Consider the following 16689-nt stretch of genomic DNA (forward strand, 5'->3'; position numbering starts at 1 on the left):
GCTAGCCCAATTCGGGTAGCCGATCCGGGATCGGAGTAGCGGATTTTCTCGGCTGCGCCGTCAGCTGGTCAGGACGAACAGCAGCATCGCGGCCCAGTGACACGCGAACGCGATCACGGTGCACGTGTGGAACACCTCGTGGAAGCCGAAGACGCCGGGGGCCGGATCGGGCCGCTTGAGGCCGTAGACCACCGCGCCGCCCGTGTAGGCGATACCGCCGACCAGGACGAGGATGACGGCGGCGAGGTTGGCGTTGATGAGGTCTCCGGCGAACCACACCGCGGTCCACCCCAGCCCGATGTACAACACCACGTACAACCAGCGCGGCGCGGACAGCCAGAACAGGCGGAACAGGATCCCCAGCAGGGCTCCCGACCACACGAGCGTCAACAGGATCCGGGTGGTCGGGGGTTCCATCGCCGCCACCGTCATGGGGGTATATGTCCCGGCGATGAGCAGGAAGATGTTGGAGTGGTCCAGCCGGCGCATCAGGGCGGCGGCGCGTGGCCCCCAGTTCACCCGGTGATACAGGGCCGAGATCCCGAACAGCAGTGACGAGGTCGCCAGGAACACCGCGCAGGCCCAGGTCAGGGCGGTCCCGTCGGCGAGCACCGTGAGCACCACGCCGAGCGCGATGGCCACGGGGAGGGTGCCGGCGTGGATCCAGCCCCGCAACAACGGCTTGGGCGGGACGGGGGCGGAGATACCGAAGTCGTCATCGGCGGCGACGGCGTCGTCGTTGATGCCGTCGCCGGCGGAATGCTGCAGGTCGGGGTTCACGGCGTGGTCCACACGCCAAACCTACCGACGACCTCACCCGGGGGTGAAGGCCCCTGCACCGTCGGCGCGGACCCAGACCCTGTCCCCGGCCGACTCGGCGCCCAGCGAGCTGAGGTCGCGGGCCCGGAACTTGAAGCTGGCCGTCCGTGGCAGCGCGGCGGTCATCCGGAGCAGCGACGGCCACTGTTTGGGCCCGAGGTCGGGTTGGGCGGCGAGGAAGTCGCCGAACCCGTCGGCCAGGGTCGAGGCGTCTGCTCCCTCGCGTGCCACCACCGCCGCGGCGACGGCGTCGCCGATGACGGCCGGACCGCGCACCGTCGCCGCCGGCACGGCGTACACGCCGACCTCGGCCACATCGGGGTGTCGCCGCAGTACGCGTTCGATCGGGGCCGCCGCCAGATTCTCCCCGTCCACGCGCATCCAGCCACCGGACCGGCCCGCGAAGTAGACCCACCCGTCGTCGTCGACGTACGCGAGGTCGCCGGAGTGGAACCGGCCGCCGCGCATCCTCTCGGCGTCGGCGGCGGGGTCGCCGTAGTACCCGGAGAACAGGCCCGGCCCGTCGGCGACCATCTCACCCACGGACTCGTCGGCGTTGAGCAGGACGCCGGCGTCGTCGAAGCGGGCGCGGGGGCACTCGTCCCCGGACTCCGGGTCGACGATCCGCACCCCGTCCGGCAGCGGGCCGAGCGCGGCGTCGGGGGTCCCGGGCGTGCGGGTGACGGAGATGCCGCCCTCGCTGGAACCGAACCCGTCCACCACGGTGACGCCGAAGCGCCGGGCGAACTCGCGGCGCACGTCGGCCGGGGCCTCGTTGCCGTAGACCACGCGCATCGGGTTGTCGGCGTCATCGGGGCGCTCGGGGGTGGCCAGGATGTAGGACAGTGGTGCGCCGACGTAGTTGGCGAAGGTGCACCCGTGTCGCCGGACGTCGTCGAGCCAGTTGGAGGCGGAGAAGCGACGCCGCAGGGCGATCGAGCATCCGGAGTACAGGGCGATCGGCCACGCCACCATCACGGCGTTGGAGTGGAACAGCGGCATCGCGCTGTACACGCAGTCGTCCGCGCCGATCCCGAACCTCTCGGCGAGCATGCGGCCGGGCACGGAGATCTTGCTCTGCGTGATCCGGACGGCCTTGGGGTCGCCGCTCGTGCCCGAGGTGAACACCAGCGCGACCAGGTCGTCGGGGCCGGCTGGCACGTCCGCCACCTCGGGGAGCGCCGCGCCGGCATGCCGGTCCAGCAGCGCGGTCCACTCGGGGGAGTCGACGGAGACCACGGGCACGCCGGGGTCGAGCCCGTCGAGCAGTGCGGCGTTGTCGGTGTCCGTGAGGATGAGCGCGCAGTCGGCGAGCGCGGCGTCCCGGATCAGGGCCTCGCCGCGCCGCGTGGGGTTGAGCCCGGCCACGACGAGCTCCGAGCATGCCGCCGCGCCGAGCAGGTGGAGGTACTCGGGCGTGCCGGCCAGGAGGAGGCCGACGTGGGGACGTGCCGGTGGTGACGACGACGACGATGACGACGACGAGGTCATCAGTTCCCGTAGCGCCGCGATCCGCACGGCCACCGCACCGACGGCCTCCGACCAGGGCGTGAGCCGGCCGTCGGACCAGATTCCGCGGTCGCCGACGGCGGACAGGGCGTGCACCGCGTCGGCGACGGAGGTGAACGGCTGGGCGGCGACGTCCGCGATCGTCTTCACCGCGCCGCTCACGCCGAGTACTCCCAGGGGTCGCCCGCGGTGGCCAGCACGTCGCCCAGGTCGAGCAGTTGCCGGGTGGCGCCGCCGAGGCGGAACTCGTCGGCCTTCGCGGCGAGGAAGTAGCGGTGGGCGGGCTCGGAGCGGTCCAGCCCGACGCCGCCGTGGACGTGCACGGCGGTGTGGGCGAGGCGGTGGCCGGCCTCGCAGGCCCAGAAGTGGGCGGAGGCGACGGCCGACCGCGCAGTGGCGGTGATCTCGAGGGCGACGGTCTCGCGGGCGGCGGCGTCCGCGCGGCAGGCATCGAGCTCGTAGGCGGCGCGCAGGGTGGACAGGCGTACGGCGTCGACGTCGATCGAACCGTCGGCCAGCCGTGCGGCGACGGCCTGGAACGTGCCGATCGGGCGACCGAACTGGTGGCGGGTGCTCGCGTAGGCGGCGGTGCGCTCGAGCGCGGCTTCGACCACGCCCCACTGGTAGGCGGCCAGGTGGACGCGGCGACGCAGGGCGTCGAGTTCGAGCGCCCCCGCGGTAAGCGCTGTGGCGTCACCGGGGTCGCCGGTGACGAGCCCGCTGCACGAGTAGTCGACGGGCACCGTGCGTTCCACGGTGACCGCCGCGCCGTCCGCCACGTGTACGCCGTCGGCCGAAGGCCGGACGATCACATCGGCGATCGGCGCCCAGTCCACCTCCGGCGCGGGGCCGGACCACCCGTCGCCGACGGCGGCGATCTCGCGCCCCTCCGCCACGGCGGTGGCGCGGTCGGTCTGTCCGGCCGCCTCGAGCAGGTGCGCCGCCCGGATCGCGGGGGAGAGCGGCACGGGAGCGAGCACGCGGCCCAGTTCTCGCAGCACCAGGGCCTCGCCCACCACGCCGAGGCCCGCGCCACCGAGGAGCTCGGGAGCCAGGGCGGCGGGCACTCCGGCCCGGACGAGCTCCTCCCAGAACCGGGCGTGGAACCGGGCGGTGTCGCGGTCGGTCCCGCCGGACTCGGTGCCGGGACCGAACCGGGCGTCGAGTTCGCGCAAGGAGTCGTCGGTGACCAGTTGCGCACCCATGTCCCGGACGAGGGCGGTCAGCTCCGCGGTGGTGTCGTCGACGGAGAAATCCATGTCAGCGCTCCTTCCGGGGCTGTGTACTCGGGGAGGCGGCCGGGGCGACCCGGGGCGCCGGAGGCAACCCGAGGCCGGCGGTGGCGATGATGTCGCGCTGCACCTCGTTGGTGCCGCCGCCGAAGGTGAGGATGAGGGCCGAGCGGTGGAGGCGCTCGATGCGCCCGTGCAGGGCGGCCGTCGGGGAGTGGGCGCGTTGGTACCCGCTCGAGCCGAGGACCTCCATCAGGAGGCGGTAGGCCTCGCAGGCGGTCTCGGTGCCGTACACCTTGGTCGCCGACGCCGCGATGCGGGTGGGCGCGGCGGTGTCGGCGGAGACGATCTCCCAGTTGCGCAGTGCCAGGTACTCGGCCATCGCGTGCACGCGTGCCAGGTGGGTGCGGACCCACTCGTTCTCCATGACGACCCCGTCGCCGGGCAGCCCGACGTCGGCCGAGCGGGTGGTACGCGCCCACTGCACGACCTGCCGCAGCGAGGCCTGCAGTGGTCCCGCCGAGGTCAGGGCGACGCGTTCGTGGTTGAGCTGGTTGGTCATCAGCGGCCAGCCGCCGTGCTCCGGGCCGACGAGGTTGCTCGCCGGCACCACCACGTCCTGGTAGTAGGTCGCGCTGGTGTCGGGGCCGGCCATGGTGTGCACGGGCGTCCAGGAGAAGCCCTCCGCGTCGGTGGGGACGACGATCATCGAGATGCCCTTGTGGCGCTTGGCGTCCGGATCGGTGCGGGCGGCCAGCCAGATCCAGTCGGCGTACGCCACCAGGGAGGTCCACATCTTCTGGCCGTTGATGCGGTACACCTCCTGCCCCTCGAACTCCCCGCTCCCGGGCTCGCGGACGGCCCGGGTGCGCAATGAGGCCAGGTCGGTGCCGGAGTCCGGCTCGGAGTACCCGATGCCGAAGTGCAGCTCGCCGCGACTGATCCGGGGCAGGAAGTAGTTCTTCTGCTCGTCCGATCCGAACGCCATGATGGTGGGTGCCACGGAGTTGATGGTGAGGAACGGGACCGGCACGCCGGCGATCGCGGCTTCATCAGTGAAGATGAGCTGGTCGATCATCGGCCGGTTCTTCCCGCCGAACTCCTCCGGCCAGCCCAGGGTGAGCCAGCCGTCGCGACCCATCTCGGCGACGATCTCGCGGTACGCGTCGCCGTGTCCGTACTCGCCGGTGGTGGAGGTGAACGCCTCCCGTCGTTCGGGGGTCATCAAGGCCGCGAAGTACTCGCGCAACTCCCCGCGCAGACGTTCCTGGTCGGTGGTGTAGGTGATGTCCATATGCCCTAAGCTCATCGTGAGTGGAACACGTTCTAGTGTCGTGTCTCACATAGTATCCAACCATCTCGCGGCCATGGTGGCCGTGGTGCGACCGAGGAGGACGGCATGAGGATTGAAGTCGATCCCGACCGCTGCGAGGGGCAGGCCGTGTGCGTCGGCCTGGCGCCGAAGGTCTTCGAACTCAACGACGACGACGAGGTGGTGCGCGTGATCGTCGACGAGGTCCCCGAGGACCTGCAGAAGCGCGCACTCAAGGCTGTGGAGAAGTGCCCGATGGCCGCTCTGAAGGTCGCGGGGTGAGCGGGGGAATGGTGCGGAACGATCTCGACGCGGACCTCTCGCTCGACGGCCGGGTCGCCGTGGTCACCGGCTCCGGCTCGGGGCTCGGCGCGGCCGAGGCGGTCGAGCTTGCACGCTCGGGCGCGGCCGCGGTGGTCATCAACGACATCCGACCCGGCGAGGCCGCGGACGCGGTGATCGCGGACATCGAGGCGGCCGGCGCCAAGGCCGCGCTCGTCGTGGGCGATGTCTCCGAGCGGGCGACCGCCGACGCGATGGTCGCCGAGGCACTCAAGCTCGGTGGTCTGCACGTGGTGGTCAACAATGCCGGTATCACCCGCGACAAGATGCTGTTCAACATGTCCGACGAGGACTTCGACGCGGTCGTCAAGGTGCACCTGCGGGGCCACTTCCTGCTCACGCGTAATGCGGCCGCCCACTGGCGTTCGGAGAGCAAGACGTCCGGGGGGCCTGTCTACGGTCGCCTCATCAACACCTCGTCCGAGGCGGGGTTGTTCGGCCCTCCCGGTCAGGCCAACTACGGGGCGGCCAAGGCTGCGATCACGGCCCTGACGCTGTCCGCGTCGCGGGTCCTCGAGCGCATCGGCTGCACGGCCAACGCCATCGCCCCGCGCGGGCGCACCGGCATGACCGAGGCCGTGTTCGAGCCGTGGGACGAGTCGAAGGGTCCCGACCCGCTGTCGCCGGACCGGGTCGCCGACCTCGTGTCCTACCTGGCCTCGCCCGCTGCCGCGGACGTCACCGGGCAGCTGTTTGTGGTATACGGCGGGATGGTCGCGCTCGTGGAGGCGCCTGTCGTGGAACAGCGGTTCGACGCCGCGGGCGGCGTGTGGGATCGTCGCGAGTTCGCGGACGCGATCTCGGCGCACTGGTCAGGCCGCCCGGAGGGCAAGTCCTTCTCGGCCGCGGAGATCATGGCGCTCTGAACTGCGAGTGGTCCCCGGCGCGATCATCGATCGATCGCGTCGGGGACCGCCTCGCGACCTCGGGGTCGTGTTAGATTCCCCCGACACGTGCAGACAGGGCCTCCGGATGGGGGCGAGGGAAGCCCTTGTCAGATAGAACGCGTTCTAGATACTGTGTAATCGGGATCACACGAAACGGTCACTTGTTCAGGCCGACCCAGTTCTGGCCACGGTGGCCGACCGCGTGAGACCCGGGGGATGAAAGACAGGAGGGGGCGCCATGGCGAGGGTTCTCGACGCGCCGCTCAAAGGGGTGGGCGACTTCGTCGCGATGACGCTCGACACGTTCGTGTCCTTCCCGTCGATCGTGCGGCAGGGCCGGGAGTTCGTCGAACAGTCCTGGTTCATCGCGCGCGTATCCATGCTGGCCACCGTCCTGGTGGCCATCCCCTTCACCGTCCTGGTGAGCTTCACGCTGAACATCCTGCTCCGCGAGATCGGAGCGGCCGATCTCTCGGGAGCGGGGGCGGCACTCGGGGCGGTGACCCAGGTGGGGCCCATGGTCACCGTTCTCATCGTCGCCGGCGCCGGCGCCACGGCCATCTGCGCAGACCTGGGCGCGCGGACCATCCGCGAGGAGATCGACGCGATGGAGGTGCTGGGGATCGACCCGGTCAAGCGACTGGTCGTGCCCCGGGTCGCCGCGTCGACCTTCGTCGCCCTCCTGCTCAACGGGCTGGTGTGCACCATCGGCATCCTCGGCGGGTTCCTCTTCTCAGTGTTGCTCCAGGGAGTCAACCCGGGGGCCTTCGTCAACGGCATCACGCTGCTCACCGGTCTCGGCGAGTTGATACTCGCGCAGGTCAAGGCCGGGTTGTTCGGGATGCTCGCCGGGCTGGTCGCCTGCTACAAGGGGCTCTATGTCCGCGGTGGTCCGAAGGAGGTCGGCAACGCGGTCAACGAGACCGTCGTCTTCGCGTTCATGGCGCTGTTCGTCGTCAACACCGTGGTGACCGCCGTGGGTGTCAAGGTCCTGGGGGCGTGAGGTGACCGTCATCGAGACCACCCGGTTCCCGCGCCTCGCGCGGGCCCGGCACCACACCGTCGGCAGGATCGACGATTTCGGCGGCATCGCCCTGTTCTTCTGGCGAGCGCTTCTGGCCACGCCGCGGGCGCTCACGCATTACCGCAAGGAGACGCTGCGGCTCATCGCCGAGATCGCCATGGGTACGGGCGCGCTGGCGATGATCGGCGGCACCGTGGTGATCGTCGGGTTCCTCACCCTGGCCACCGGCGGCGTGATCGCCGTCCAGGGGTTCTCGTCGCTCACGGATGTCGGGGTCGAGGCGCTCACCGGTTTCTTCGCGGCGTTCATCAACGTGCGAATCGCCGCCCCGGTGATCGCCGGCATCGGGTTGGCGGCCACCATCGGGGCCGGTGCGACCGCCCAGTTGGGCGCGATGCGCGTGTCGGAGGAGATCGACGCACTCGAGGTGATGGCGATCGACTCGGTCACCTACCTCGTCTCCACGCGGATCGTCGCCGGGATGATCGCCGTGGTGCCGTTGTACTCCCTCGCCGTCATCGCCTCGTTCCTGGCGAGCCGGTTCGCGACCGTGGAGATCTACGGACAGTCCGGGGGCGTCTACGACCACTACTTCTCGACGTTCCTCATCCCCACGGACATCCTGTGGTCCTTCGTGCAGGCCATCGCGATGGCCATCACGATCATGCTCATCCACACCTACTACGGCTACAACGCCGCCGGCGGTCCCGCCGGAGTCGGCACCGCCGTCGGAAACGCCGTCCGCACCTCGCTCATCGCCGTGGTGACCGTAACCCTTCTCGTCTCCCTCGCGATCTACGGCGGAGACGGCAACTTCAACCTGTCGGGATAGGAGACACAGATGGCGAGGACGGTGAGTCAGAGCGACGCGTTGCCCAAGCGCGTCGCGGCCGCGAGCCTGGCGCTGTTCATCGTCGTCGTGGTGGCGCTGTCGCTCCTGATGTTCGTGCGCGCCTTCGACGACCGGGTGCCGCTGACCGTGCGCAGCGATCGCGCGGGTCTGGTCATGGAGGCCGACGCGAAGGTGCGTTCGCGTGGCGTCGAGATCGGCAATGTCACCGACATCCGCCAGGAGTTCGACGGCGCGACCCTCGACATCGAGGTGGATCCCGCCGCTCTCGAGGCGATCCCGTCCAACTCGGTCGTCACGATCGGGTCCAATACGGTCTTCGGAGCCAAGTCGGTCGACTTCGAACCCCCGGCGCGCCCTGCCCCGACGGCCCTCGAGGCCGGGGCCGTCGTCGAGACGTCCAACGTCACCACCGAGGTGAACACCCTCTTCGAAGACCTCACCGTCCTGCTGGAGGCGATCGAGCCGGAGAAGCTCAACGCCACGCTGGGCGCCATCTCGGGCGCTGTCGACGGCCGGGGCGAGCAGGTGGGGAGCACGATCACCGATCTGAACGACTACCTGCAGGAGATCAACCCGCAGATCGAGACCCTCCAGCGCGACCTGGCCAAGGGGTCCCGCGTGGCCAACCTCTACGCCGACGTCACGCCCGACCTGATGCGGTTGCTCGACTCCGGCACGGACGTCGGCGCCAACGTGGTCAACAACCAGGCCCGGTTCGAGCAGCTGCTGGCCTCCAGCATCGGAACCGGGGAGACCGGCAAGCGGCTGCTGTCGGAGAACGGCAACGAGCTCGTCAAGACACTGTCGGACCTGCGGGCGTCCACCAGCCTGCTCGCCGAGTACTCGCCCATGCTGACCTGTCTGATCGTCGGGCTCAACCAGGGTGTCGAGGGCGCGATGTCCGCCTTCGGTGGCAAGGACCAGCCGGGCCTCGTGTTCAAGGCCGGTTTCCAGCAGGGCGCCCGAGCGTACGAGTACCCCAAGGACCTCCCGAAGGTCAACGCCAGCACCGGGCCCAACTGCTACGGACTGCCGTTCCCCGATCCGGACGTCCACGCCCCGTTCGTCGTCACCGACACCGGCTCCAACCCCGTGGAGGGTATGCCCGACGTGTTCACCTCTCGCCCCGCGCCGCTCTTCGGTCCGCTCCGTCCGACCGCCCCCGGGGTACCCGCCCCGCCGACCCTGTTGCAGGTCATGCTCGGCATGGACGGGGGCACCCCGTGAGCGCGGCCCGCGCGGCGACGCGCGACCTCCGGTCCACCCTGGTGAAGCTGACACTGTTCACCACGGTGATGGCCCTGGTCCTCATCGGTCTGGTCGTGGTCTTCAGCGAGTACCGGTCGGGTGACACCGAGGACTACAACGCCGCCTTCACCGACGTCTCCGGTCTCGAACCGGGGGACAAGGTGCGGATCGCCGGCGTCGAGGTGGGCACGGTCGGCAGCATCGAACTGGCGGAGGGGAACACCGCCGCCGTGGAGTTCTCGGTGGCCGGGGACCAGGTGGTCCACACCAGCACCGAGGCGATGGTGCGCTACGAGAACCTCACCGGGGACCGGTACCTGGAACTCAAACGCGGGGAGGGTGACCAGTCCCCGCTCGAGGTCGGCGGGACGCTACCGCTGTCCCAGACATCGCCGGCCCTGGATCTGGACGCGCTCCTCGGTGGGTTCCGACCGCTGTTCAAGGCGCTCGATCCCGGCCAGGTGAACCAGCTTTCCGAGTCCATCGTCAAGGTGTTCCAGGGGGAGGCGGGGACCGTCCAGGACCTGCTCGCCGCGACGTCATCCCTGACACAGACGCTGGCGGACCGCGATCAGCTCATCGGCGACGTGATCACCAACCTCAACGGAGTGCTCACCACGGTGGCGGACAACCAGGACAATGTGGATTCGATCGTCGACGACCTCCAGCAGCTCGTCTCCGGTCTGTCCGCGAACGCCGGACCGATCGGCGAGTCCGTCGACCGCCTCAACGACGCGAGCGCCAACATGACCACCCTGCTGGCCGACGTCCGCCCCGCCCTGCGTGAGGACGTCGCCCAGATCGACCGGGTGGCGACGCTCATCAACGAGGACGAGCCGTTCGTGGAGAACGTGATGAACCGGCTCCCGTCGGACTTCGAGAAGATGGGACGGCTCGGCGTCTACGGCAGCTTCTTCCAGTTCTACCTGTGCGGCAACATCGTGCAGATCACCGACCCCGCCACCGGGCAGGGGCTCTACATGCCGCAGTACGAGCAGACGACGGGACGGTGTGCCTTCCCCGATGAGTGACGATTCAAGCCAGGCGCCCCCCAAGGCGCCCCGCGGTCAACTCCGGTTCCGAGACCGCGATCCCAAGAAGCTCGGCGTGTGGGGAGCAGTGGGCGCCGTGGCGTTGATGGGGATCTCCCTCAACTACGACCGCATCCCCTACGTCAACGGCATGCGCGACGCGACCGTCTACGTCGCCGACGCCGCGGGTCTCGACACCGGGGACCACGTCCAGGTCGCCGGGATGAATGTCGGGACGGTCCGCAAGATCGAGCTGGACGGTGACCGGGTGAGGGTGCGCTTCGCCATCAACCGGGGTGTCGAACTCGGTGCCGACACCTCCGCGCAGATCAAGACGGACTCGATTCTCGGCCGCCGCGCGCTCGGCGTCTTCTCGGACGGCCGGGGAGATCTCGAGGACAACACGATCCCGATCGAGCGGACCTCCGTCCCGTACTCGCTCACGTCGGCGCTCGGCGACCTCAGCGACACCGTCGAGGCCATGGACACCGACAAGGTGGACGAGGCCCTGACCGTTCTCGCCGAGACCATGGAGGGGTCGTCTCCCGAGGTCCGGGGTGCGATCGACGGGATCACCCGTCTGTCCCGCTCCCTCAACGAACGCGACGAGGGGGTCCGACAACTGCTCGAGAAGGCGGCCGGTACCACCGATGTGCTGGGCAGGCGCAGCGACCAGATCAACCAGCTCATGGTCGACGGCAACACCCTGTTCACACAACTCGACCTGCGGCGTCGTGCTCTCAGCGAGCTCATCATGAACATCGACGAACTCGCGCGTCAGCTGTCGGGGCTGGTCCAGGACAACGAGGCCCAACTCGGGCCCGCCCTGGACAAGCTCGAGCAGGTTTCCGATCTACTGATCCGCAACAAGGACGACATCGACCTGGGCCTGCGTCGGATCGTCCCGTTCTCGACCGCGCTGAGTGAGGCCGTCGCCTCCGGACCGTGGTTCAACGCCTACATATCCAACCTGTCCCTCGGCCACTACCAGCAGACGATCGTGAGGGACCTGTTGCCACTGATCGACGACCGCGTCCAGCCTGAACCAGGTCTGGTCCGTGAACCCACCATGCCGGGTACTCCCGAGCTGACGTTCATGGACGAGCACCCCGGCTGGGGCGAGAAGAGGGTGCCGCGATGAGTCGAATCCTGTCTTCCCCGCTGGCCAAGATCGTGGCGCTGCTCGCCGTGATCGCCCTGGTCGTGGGCGCGGTGTGGTTCTTCACCGCCCGCACCAAGACGATCACCGCCTACTTCCCGTCCACCCGGGGTGTCTACGAGGACGACACCGTGCGGGTCCTGGGTGTGCGAGTCGGCAGCATCTCCGAGATCGCCACCGAGGACGGCAAGTCCAAGGTGACCATGGAGGTCGATCGCGACGTCGCCATCCCGGCGGACGCCAACGCGCTGCTCGTCGCGCAATCCCTGGTCGCCGAGCGCTTCATCCAGCTCACCCCCGCCTTCACCGGTGGGGAGGAGATGCCCGACGGCGGGACGATCCCCGTCGAGCGGACCGCCGTCCCGGTCGAGTGGGACGGGGTCAAGGAGCAGCTCATGAAGCTCTCCTCGGCCCTCGGGCCGACCGGTGGCGAGGAGACCGGTCCGCTCGGGGACTTCGTGGAGTCGGCGGATTCGATGCTCGAGGGCAACGGCGGCGAGATCCGCGATGCTCTCAGCGAGGTGTCGCAGACCATGTCGCTGCTGTCCGACGGCCGGGAGAACCTCTTCACCACCCTCAAGAACCTGCAGCTCTTCGTCACGGCCCTGTCCCAGAGCGAGGAGCAGATCGTCTCCTTCGGCGGCAGGCTCGCCAGCGTCTCCCAGGTGCTGGGCGACCAGACCGCGGACATCGATGCGGCCCTGCGCGATCTCGATCTGGCGGTGATGGACATCAACCGGTTCCTGGAGAACCACGGCGACCGTGTCACCACCGGTGTCGACAAGCTGGGCCGGGCGACCGAGGTCGTCCGCGACCGCCGGGCGGAACTGGAGGGCGTGCTGCACGTGGGGCCGACGGCGATGTCGAACTTCTACAACATCTACCGGCCGTACCAGGGTGTGCTCACCGGTGTCCTGGCCATGAACCAGATGGCAAACCCGACCAACTTCATCTGCGGCGCCATCGCCGGCCTGGCCAACAACACCGCCGAGTCCGATGCGCAATTGTGCGCCGAGTACATGGGTCCGCTGTTCAACTCGTTGACCTCCAACTACCCGTACGGCGCGGTCACCCCGCCGATCACCCCGACCGCCGAGCCCCACCAGATCTGGGACTCCCAGAAGCTCGGGACCCGGACCCCGCCCGGTGTGCAGCCGGTGTCGGACCGCCCGGACCCGCTGGTCAACGTCGTCAACCGTGGGGACAACCTCACCGACACCCTGCTCGTGACGGGAGGTGCCTGATGCTCGGCAACGGATCCGGATCCCGCCTGCGGGCAGTCGGCGCGCTCGGCACGGTGGTCCTGCTCTCGGGGGCCGGGTGTTCGTGGCAGGGTCTCAACTCCCTTCCGCTCCCCGGGGCCCAGGGCAAGGGTGAGGGTGCCTACGAGGTGACGATCGAGATGCCCAACGTCACGACCATCACCCGCAACTCCCCGGTGCGGGTCAACGATGTCAACGTCGGTTCCATCACCGCCATGCGGGTGGAGGACTACACCGCGATCGTCACGATCAGCCTCAACGAGGAGGTCAGGCTCCCGGCCAACGCCCACGCCAAGATCGGGCAGACCAGCCTCCTGGGCTCCCAGCACCTCGAGCTCTTCCCGCCGCCGGAGGGCGACCCGCAGGGCACACTGGCGGACGGTGACGTCATCCCGCTGGCCCGCGCCGGTGTCTACCCGACCACCGAGCAGACCCTGTCGGCGCTGTCGGTCGTCCTCACCGACGGCGGCCTGGCCCAGTTCGAGACCATCGCCACCGAGCTCAACACCGCCCTGGACGGCCGCGAGATCGACGCCAACGAGGTCCTCACGCAGCTGGACACCACCGTCAGCGGACTCGACGACCAGCGTGCGGACATCATCGCCGCGATGGAGGGGCTCGACCGTCTGTCGCGACAGATCAACGAGCAGAACGACACCCTCGCCCGGGCCCTGGCCCAGATGCCGGAGGCGCTGACGTTGATCAATGATCAGAAGCAGCAGCTGACCACGGCCCTGGTCTCGCTCGGCGACTTCGGCAACAAGGCCAACCAGGTCATCGATGCGGGCGGCGGACAGGATCTCGTGGACAACCTCCGCGATCTCACCCCGGTGCTCGAGGGGCTGGCGAACGCCGGGCGTGACATGACCCGGGTGCTCAGTTCGTTGATCACCTTCCCGTTCCCGCAGGCGGGTATCGACAACTTCCTGCGCGGGGACTACGCCAACCTCTACATTCACGCTGACGCGACGATGCCGCGCCTGGCGGAGACCATGCTCCTCGGTACCGAGTTCGGCAACCGGATGGCGGGTGTCGAGGGGTACGTCGGACTCGCCCCGAACCCGTTCGCCGGCGCCGACCCGTACTCCCTCGACGTGCCCCGACCGGAGCCCGCACCCGACGGCACGCCCGCACCCGACGGCGTGCCCGCGGCCGCGGGGGCCGCCACCGCGCCGGCGCAGGAGCAGACCGCCGGGGACCCCGCGCCCGCGGAGCCGTCCGCCACCCCGACCGAGGAGGCACCGCGATGACCCGTCTCGTCAGGATCCAGTTGACGATCTTCGCCGTGGTCACCGTTCTGGCCCTCACGGTCATGTCGGTGTCGTATCTCAAGCTGCCCACGGCCTTCGGATGGCAGCGCACGGACGTCGCCCTGGAGATGCCCGACACCGGCGGCCTCTACCAGAACGCCAACGTCTCGTACCTCGGCAACGTCATCGGTCGTGTCGACTCCGTCACCCTCACACCCGGGCACGTCGTGGCGAACCTGCACTTCGACGCGCGGGCCGATGTCCCGGAGAACGTCCGGGCGCAGATCCGCAGCGTCTCGGCGATCGGTGAGCAGTACGTGGAGTTCGTCCCGGAGGGCGAACCGAGCGGCGAACTGGCGGACGGGTCCGTTCTCGGGCCGGGGCGGGTCGACATGCCCCAGGGGATCGGACCGGTCCTGGACCAGGCCACCGTGCTCATGGCGTCGATCGACGACGCCAAGATGCGACGCGTGATCTCGGAGTCGTTCGACGCGTTCAACGGCTCGGAGCGCGACCTCCAGCGCTTCCTCGACTCCGCCCAACTGTTGCTCGAGGAGGCCCGCTCCAACACGGACGTCACCCGTCGGCTCATCGCCGACGCCGAGCCGGTCCTGGACTCCCAGCTCCGCTCGTCGGACTCGATCCGGGCCTGGACCCGGAACCTGGCGGACCTGACCGATCAGCTCCGGGTCAACGAGCCCCAGCTCACCTCGATCATCCAGCGCGGCCCGGACTCGCTGGCCCGTGCGACCAAAGTCCTCAACGATCTGCAGCCGACCATGCCGGTGCTGGTCGCCAACCTGGTGAGCGTCGGCGAGGTGGGCGTGGTCTACAACCGCTCCATCGAGCAGCTCCTCGTCATCTACCCCGCCCTGGTGTCCTCGCTCATCACCGCGATCAACGGCGCCAAGGACACCGGTGAGATCAAGGTGGACTTCAACCTCCAGATCAACGAGACCCCGCCGTGCACCACCGGCTTCCTCCCGGCCGATCAACGCCGCTCGCCGGCGGATCTCTCGGTGCCGCCGCTGATGAACGGCATCTACTGCAAGGTGCCCCAGGACTCGCAGCAGGTCGTGCGAGGCGCCCGCAACCTGCCGTGCATGGAGTACCCCGGCCGGCGGGCGGCGTCGCCCGCCGAGTGTGCGGCGAACGACTATCAGCCCGAGGGGATCAACCCCCCGGACACGAGCGAGGTCGGTCCGCCCGGGAACAACCCCAACGGGTGGAACGTTGTGCCGTCGTCGGACACCGGTGAACAGGAGATCCGCACGTCGGCCGCGATGTACGACCCGTCGACGGGCGAATACCTGGGCGCCGACGGCAAGACGTATCGTCAGCTCAATCTCGGTGATGCCGGACGACTCCCGGCGGACGCCGACCTGGCCGACATCCTCACGAACGGAGTGACCTAGTGCCACAGCCGGACGACAACCCCGCCGACCGTGGGCGCCCCTGGCTCACCGTGACCGCGGTGGTCGCGGCGGTCTGTCTCGTGGCCGCCGTCGTCGCGACGTCGCTGTGGCTGGGTGAGCGGAACGCGGCGGCCTCCGTGCGCGCCGACCGGGCCTCCGCCGCCGAACTCGACGCCTCGTACCGTGACTTCGCGACGACCGTGATGACCAAGCTCATGACCATCAGGCAGGAGACACTGTCGGAGGACGTCGACGAGATCGTCGGCCTGATCGACGGTGATTTCTCGGAGCAGTTCGCGCCTCGCCGCGATTCGTACGAGGACGTCGTCAAGACCACCAATGTCGTCGCCGACGGTGTGGTGTCCGCCGCCGCCGTCGAACACTCCTACCCCGACCGGGCCGAGGTGATCATGGCGATCGACCAGACCATCGGCAACCCGAAGTCCGATGAGGACCAGGACCGCCAGTACCGTGTGCGCGTGACCGTGAACCGACACGACGACGGCGAGATGAAGGTCACGGGGGTGAACTTCATCCCATGACCACTCCCGACTCCGACATCCGCGCCACCCGTCGCGCCCGGCGCGAGGCCGAACGCGCGGCCCGCGCCCAGCGCAAGGCCGACGCCGCCCGCGAGCGTGCCCTCGAAGCCGCCCGGGCCGGTGGGCTGTTCGAGGGCATGGAGGCCATGCCCCGGACCGAGACCGCCGACGCACGAGCGGACGAGGACACCGCCGGCGGCGCGACCGCCCGGCCGGCCACCTCGACCCCGTCGTCGTCGCCGGCGTCCCGCGAACCGATCGACCCGGCTCGTCGGCGCACCCTGATCACCGCCCTGGCGCTGGTGTCGGCGGTCCTCGTCGTCGTCACCGGCCTGGCCACGTGGCAGTACGTCGAGGCCCGCGAGGCGACGGCGATCGAGGAACAGATCGCGGCCGCGCCCCGGGCGGCCACCGACGCGGCGCGCGAGATCACCACCCAGATGTTCACCTACGACCACCGGACGGTGGACGCGGACCTCGGAGCGGTACGGGAACGGCTCGCCGACCCGGCGCTGTCGGAGTTCGTCGAGCAGTCCATGCCGACCGTCGCCTCCGCAGCCAAGGAGCAGGAGGCCACCGTCTACGCGACCGTCGCCGCCGCCGCGCCGCAGGAGGTGACGGACGCCGAGCACGTCACCGTGCTGGTCATGCTCAACCGGATGGTCTCCACCAAGGACGCGCCCGAGGCGGCCAGTTCGGCCTCACGGCTGAGCGTGGACATGGTCCGCCAGGATGGGACGTGGAAGCTCGCCGAGCTCAACTCCCTCTGACCTGGGAGCGCGCTGACCGCCGGCCGGCGCCCGG

16 protein-coding genes are annotated in these 16689 nt (G+C 69.5%); 12 read left to right on the forward strand and 4 right to left on the reverse strand.

Annotated elements, in window-relative coordinates:
- Window positions 1-60: 60 nt before the first annotated feature.
- Genes L8M95_RS00005 through L8M95_RS00020 form a run of 4 tightly spaced genes read right to left on the reverse strand, consistent with a single transcriptional unit; the run spans window position 61 to window position 4854 of the window.
- Window positions 61-792: a hemolysin III family protein gene (locus tag L8M95_RS00005; protein ID WP_260487317.1), complete on the reverse strand. Its 732-nt coding sequence runs from the start codon at window positions 790-792 to the stop codon at window positions 61-63.
- Between the two features lie 21 nt (window positions 793-813).
- Entirely contained in the window at window positions 814-2490 is a 1677-nt protein-coding gene (locus L8M95_RS00010; RefSeq protein WP_260487318.1) for an AMP-binding protein, read from the reverse strand.
- Complete coding sequence (locus L8M95_RS00015; RefSeq protein ID WP_260487319.1) at window positions 2487-3587, reverse strand: acyl-CoA dehydrogenase family protein; 1101 nt, start codon at window positions 3585-3587, stop codon at window positions 2487-2489. The genes L8M95_RS00010 and L8M95_RS00015 overlap by 4 nt, the downstream gene beginning before the upstream one ends.
- A 1-nt stretch (window position 3588) precedes the next feature.
- Window positions 3589-4854 (reverse strand): acyl-CoA dehydrogenase family protein, encoded by a 1266-nt coding sequence (locus tag L8M95_RS00020; RefSeq protein WP_260487320.1) that lies wholly within the window; start codon window positions 4852-4854, stop codon window positions 3589-3591.
- 105 nt (window positions 4855-4959) lie between these two features.
- Here L8M95_RS00020 and L8M95_RS00025 point away from each other — a divergent pair, with 105 nt between their 5' ends.
- The 12 genes from L8M95_RS00025 (at window position 4960) to L8M95_RS17480 (ending at window position 16655) form a co-directional block, all read left to right on the forward strand.
- Window positions 4960-5154, forward strand: coding sequence for a ferredoxin (locus tag L8M95_RS00025; RefSeq protein WP_260487321.1), 195 nt, complete (start codon window positions 4960-4962; stop codon window positions 5152-5154).
- An 8-nt stretch (window positions 5155-5162) separates the two neighbouring features.
- Entirely contained in the window at window positions 5163-6080 is a 918-nt protein-coding gene (locus L8M95_RS00030) for a 3-oxoacyl-ACP reductase (RefSeq protein ID WP_260489305.1), read from the forward strand.
- A 259-nt stretch (window positions 6081-6339) separates the two neighbouring features.
- Window positions 6340-7104, forward strand: coding sequence for an ABC transporter permease (locus L8M95_RS00035; RefSeq protein WP_260487322.1), 765 nt, complete (start codon window positions 6340-6342; stop codon window positions 7102-7104).
- 10 nt (window positions 7105-7114) lie between these two features.
- Complete coding sequence (locus L8M95_RS00040; protein ID WP_371607075.1) at window positions 7115-7957, forward strand: MlaE family ABC transporter permease; 843 nt, start codon at window positions 7115-7117, stop codon at window positions 7955-7957.
- 9 nt (window positions 7958-7966) lie between these two features.
- Window positions 7967-9205 carry an MCE family protein gene (locus L8M95_RS00045; protein ID WP_260487323.1) on the forward strand — a complete coding sequence of 413 codons (1239 nt, stop codon included), beginning with the start codon at window positions 7967-7969 and terminating at the stop codon, window positions 9203-9205.
- Window positions 9202-10257: an MCE family protein gene (locus tag L8M95_RS00050; RefSeq protein ID WP_260487324.1), complete on the forward strand. Its 1056-nt coding sequence runs from the start codon at window positions 9202-9204 to the stop codon at window positions 10255-10257. Before L8M95_RS00045 ends, L8M95_RS00050 begins: the two co-directional genes overlap by 4 nt.
- A complete protein-coding gene (locus L8M95_RS00055; RefSeq protein WP_120284516.1) occupies window positions 10250-11398 on the forward strand; it encodes an MCE family protein in 1149 nt (382 codons plus the stop codon). Before L8M95_RS00050 ends, L8M95_RS00055 begins: the two co-directional genes overlap by 8 nt.
- Window positions 11395-12660: an MCE family protein gene (locus tag L8M95_RS00060; protein WP_260487325.1), complete on the forward strand. Its 1266-nt coding sequence runs from the start codon at window positions 11395-11397 to the stop codon at window positions 12658-12660. The genes L8M95_RS00055 and L8M95_RS00060 overlap by 4 nt, the downstream gene beginning before the upstream one ends.
- Complete coding sequence (locus L8M95_RS00065; protein ID WP_096906010.1) at window positions 12660-13928, forward strand: MCE family protein; 1269 nt, start codon at window positions 12660-12662, stop codon at window positions 13926-13928. Before L8M95_RS00060 ends, L8M95_RS00065 begins: the two co-directional genes overlap by 1 nt.
- Window positions 13925-15343, forward strand: coding sequence for an MCE family protein (locus L8M95_RS00070; RefSeq protein ID WP_260487326.1), 1419 nt, complete (start codon window positions 13925-13927; stop codon window positions 15341-15343). Before L8M95_RS00065 ends, L8M95_RS00070 begins: the two co-directional genes overlap by 4 nt.
- Window positions 15343-15885 (forward strand): hypothetical protein, encoded by a 543-nt coding sequence (locus tag L8M95_RS00075; RefSeq protein WP_119191918.1) that lies wholly within the window; start codon window positions 15343-15345, stop codon window positions 15883-15885. The genes L8M95_RS00070 and L8M95_RS00075 overlap by 1 nt, the downstream gene beginning before the upstream one ends.
- Window positions 15882-16655, forward strand: a complete 774-nt coding sequence (locus L8M95_RS17480; RefSeq protein ID WP_312027430.1) for a hypothetical protein — start codon at window positions 15882-15884, stop codon at window positions 16653-16655. Before L8M95_RS00075 ends, L8M95_RS17480 begins: the two co-directional genes overlap by 4 nt.
- The last annotated feature ends 34 nt before the right edge of the window (window positions 16656-16689 follow it).

Origin of the sequence: Dietzia sp. B32 (assembly GCF_024732245.1) — a bacterium.
GTDB lineage: Bacteria > Actinomycetota > Actinomycetes > Mycobacteriales > Mycobacteriaceae > Dietzia.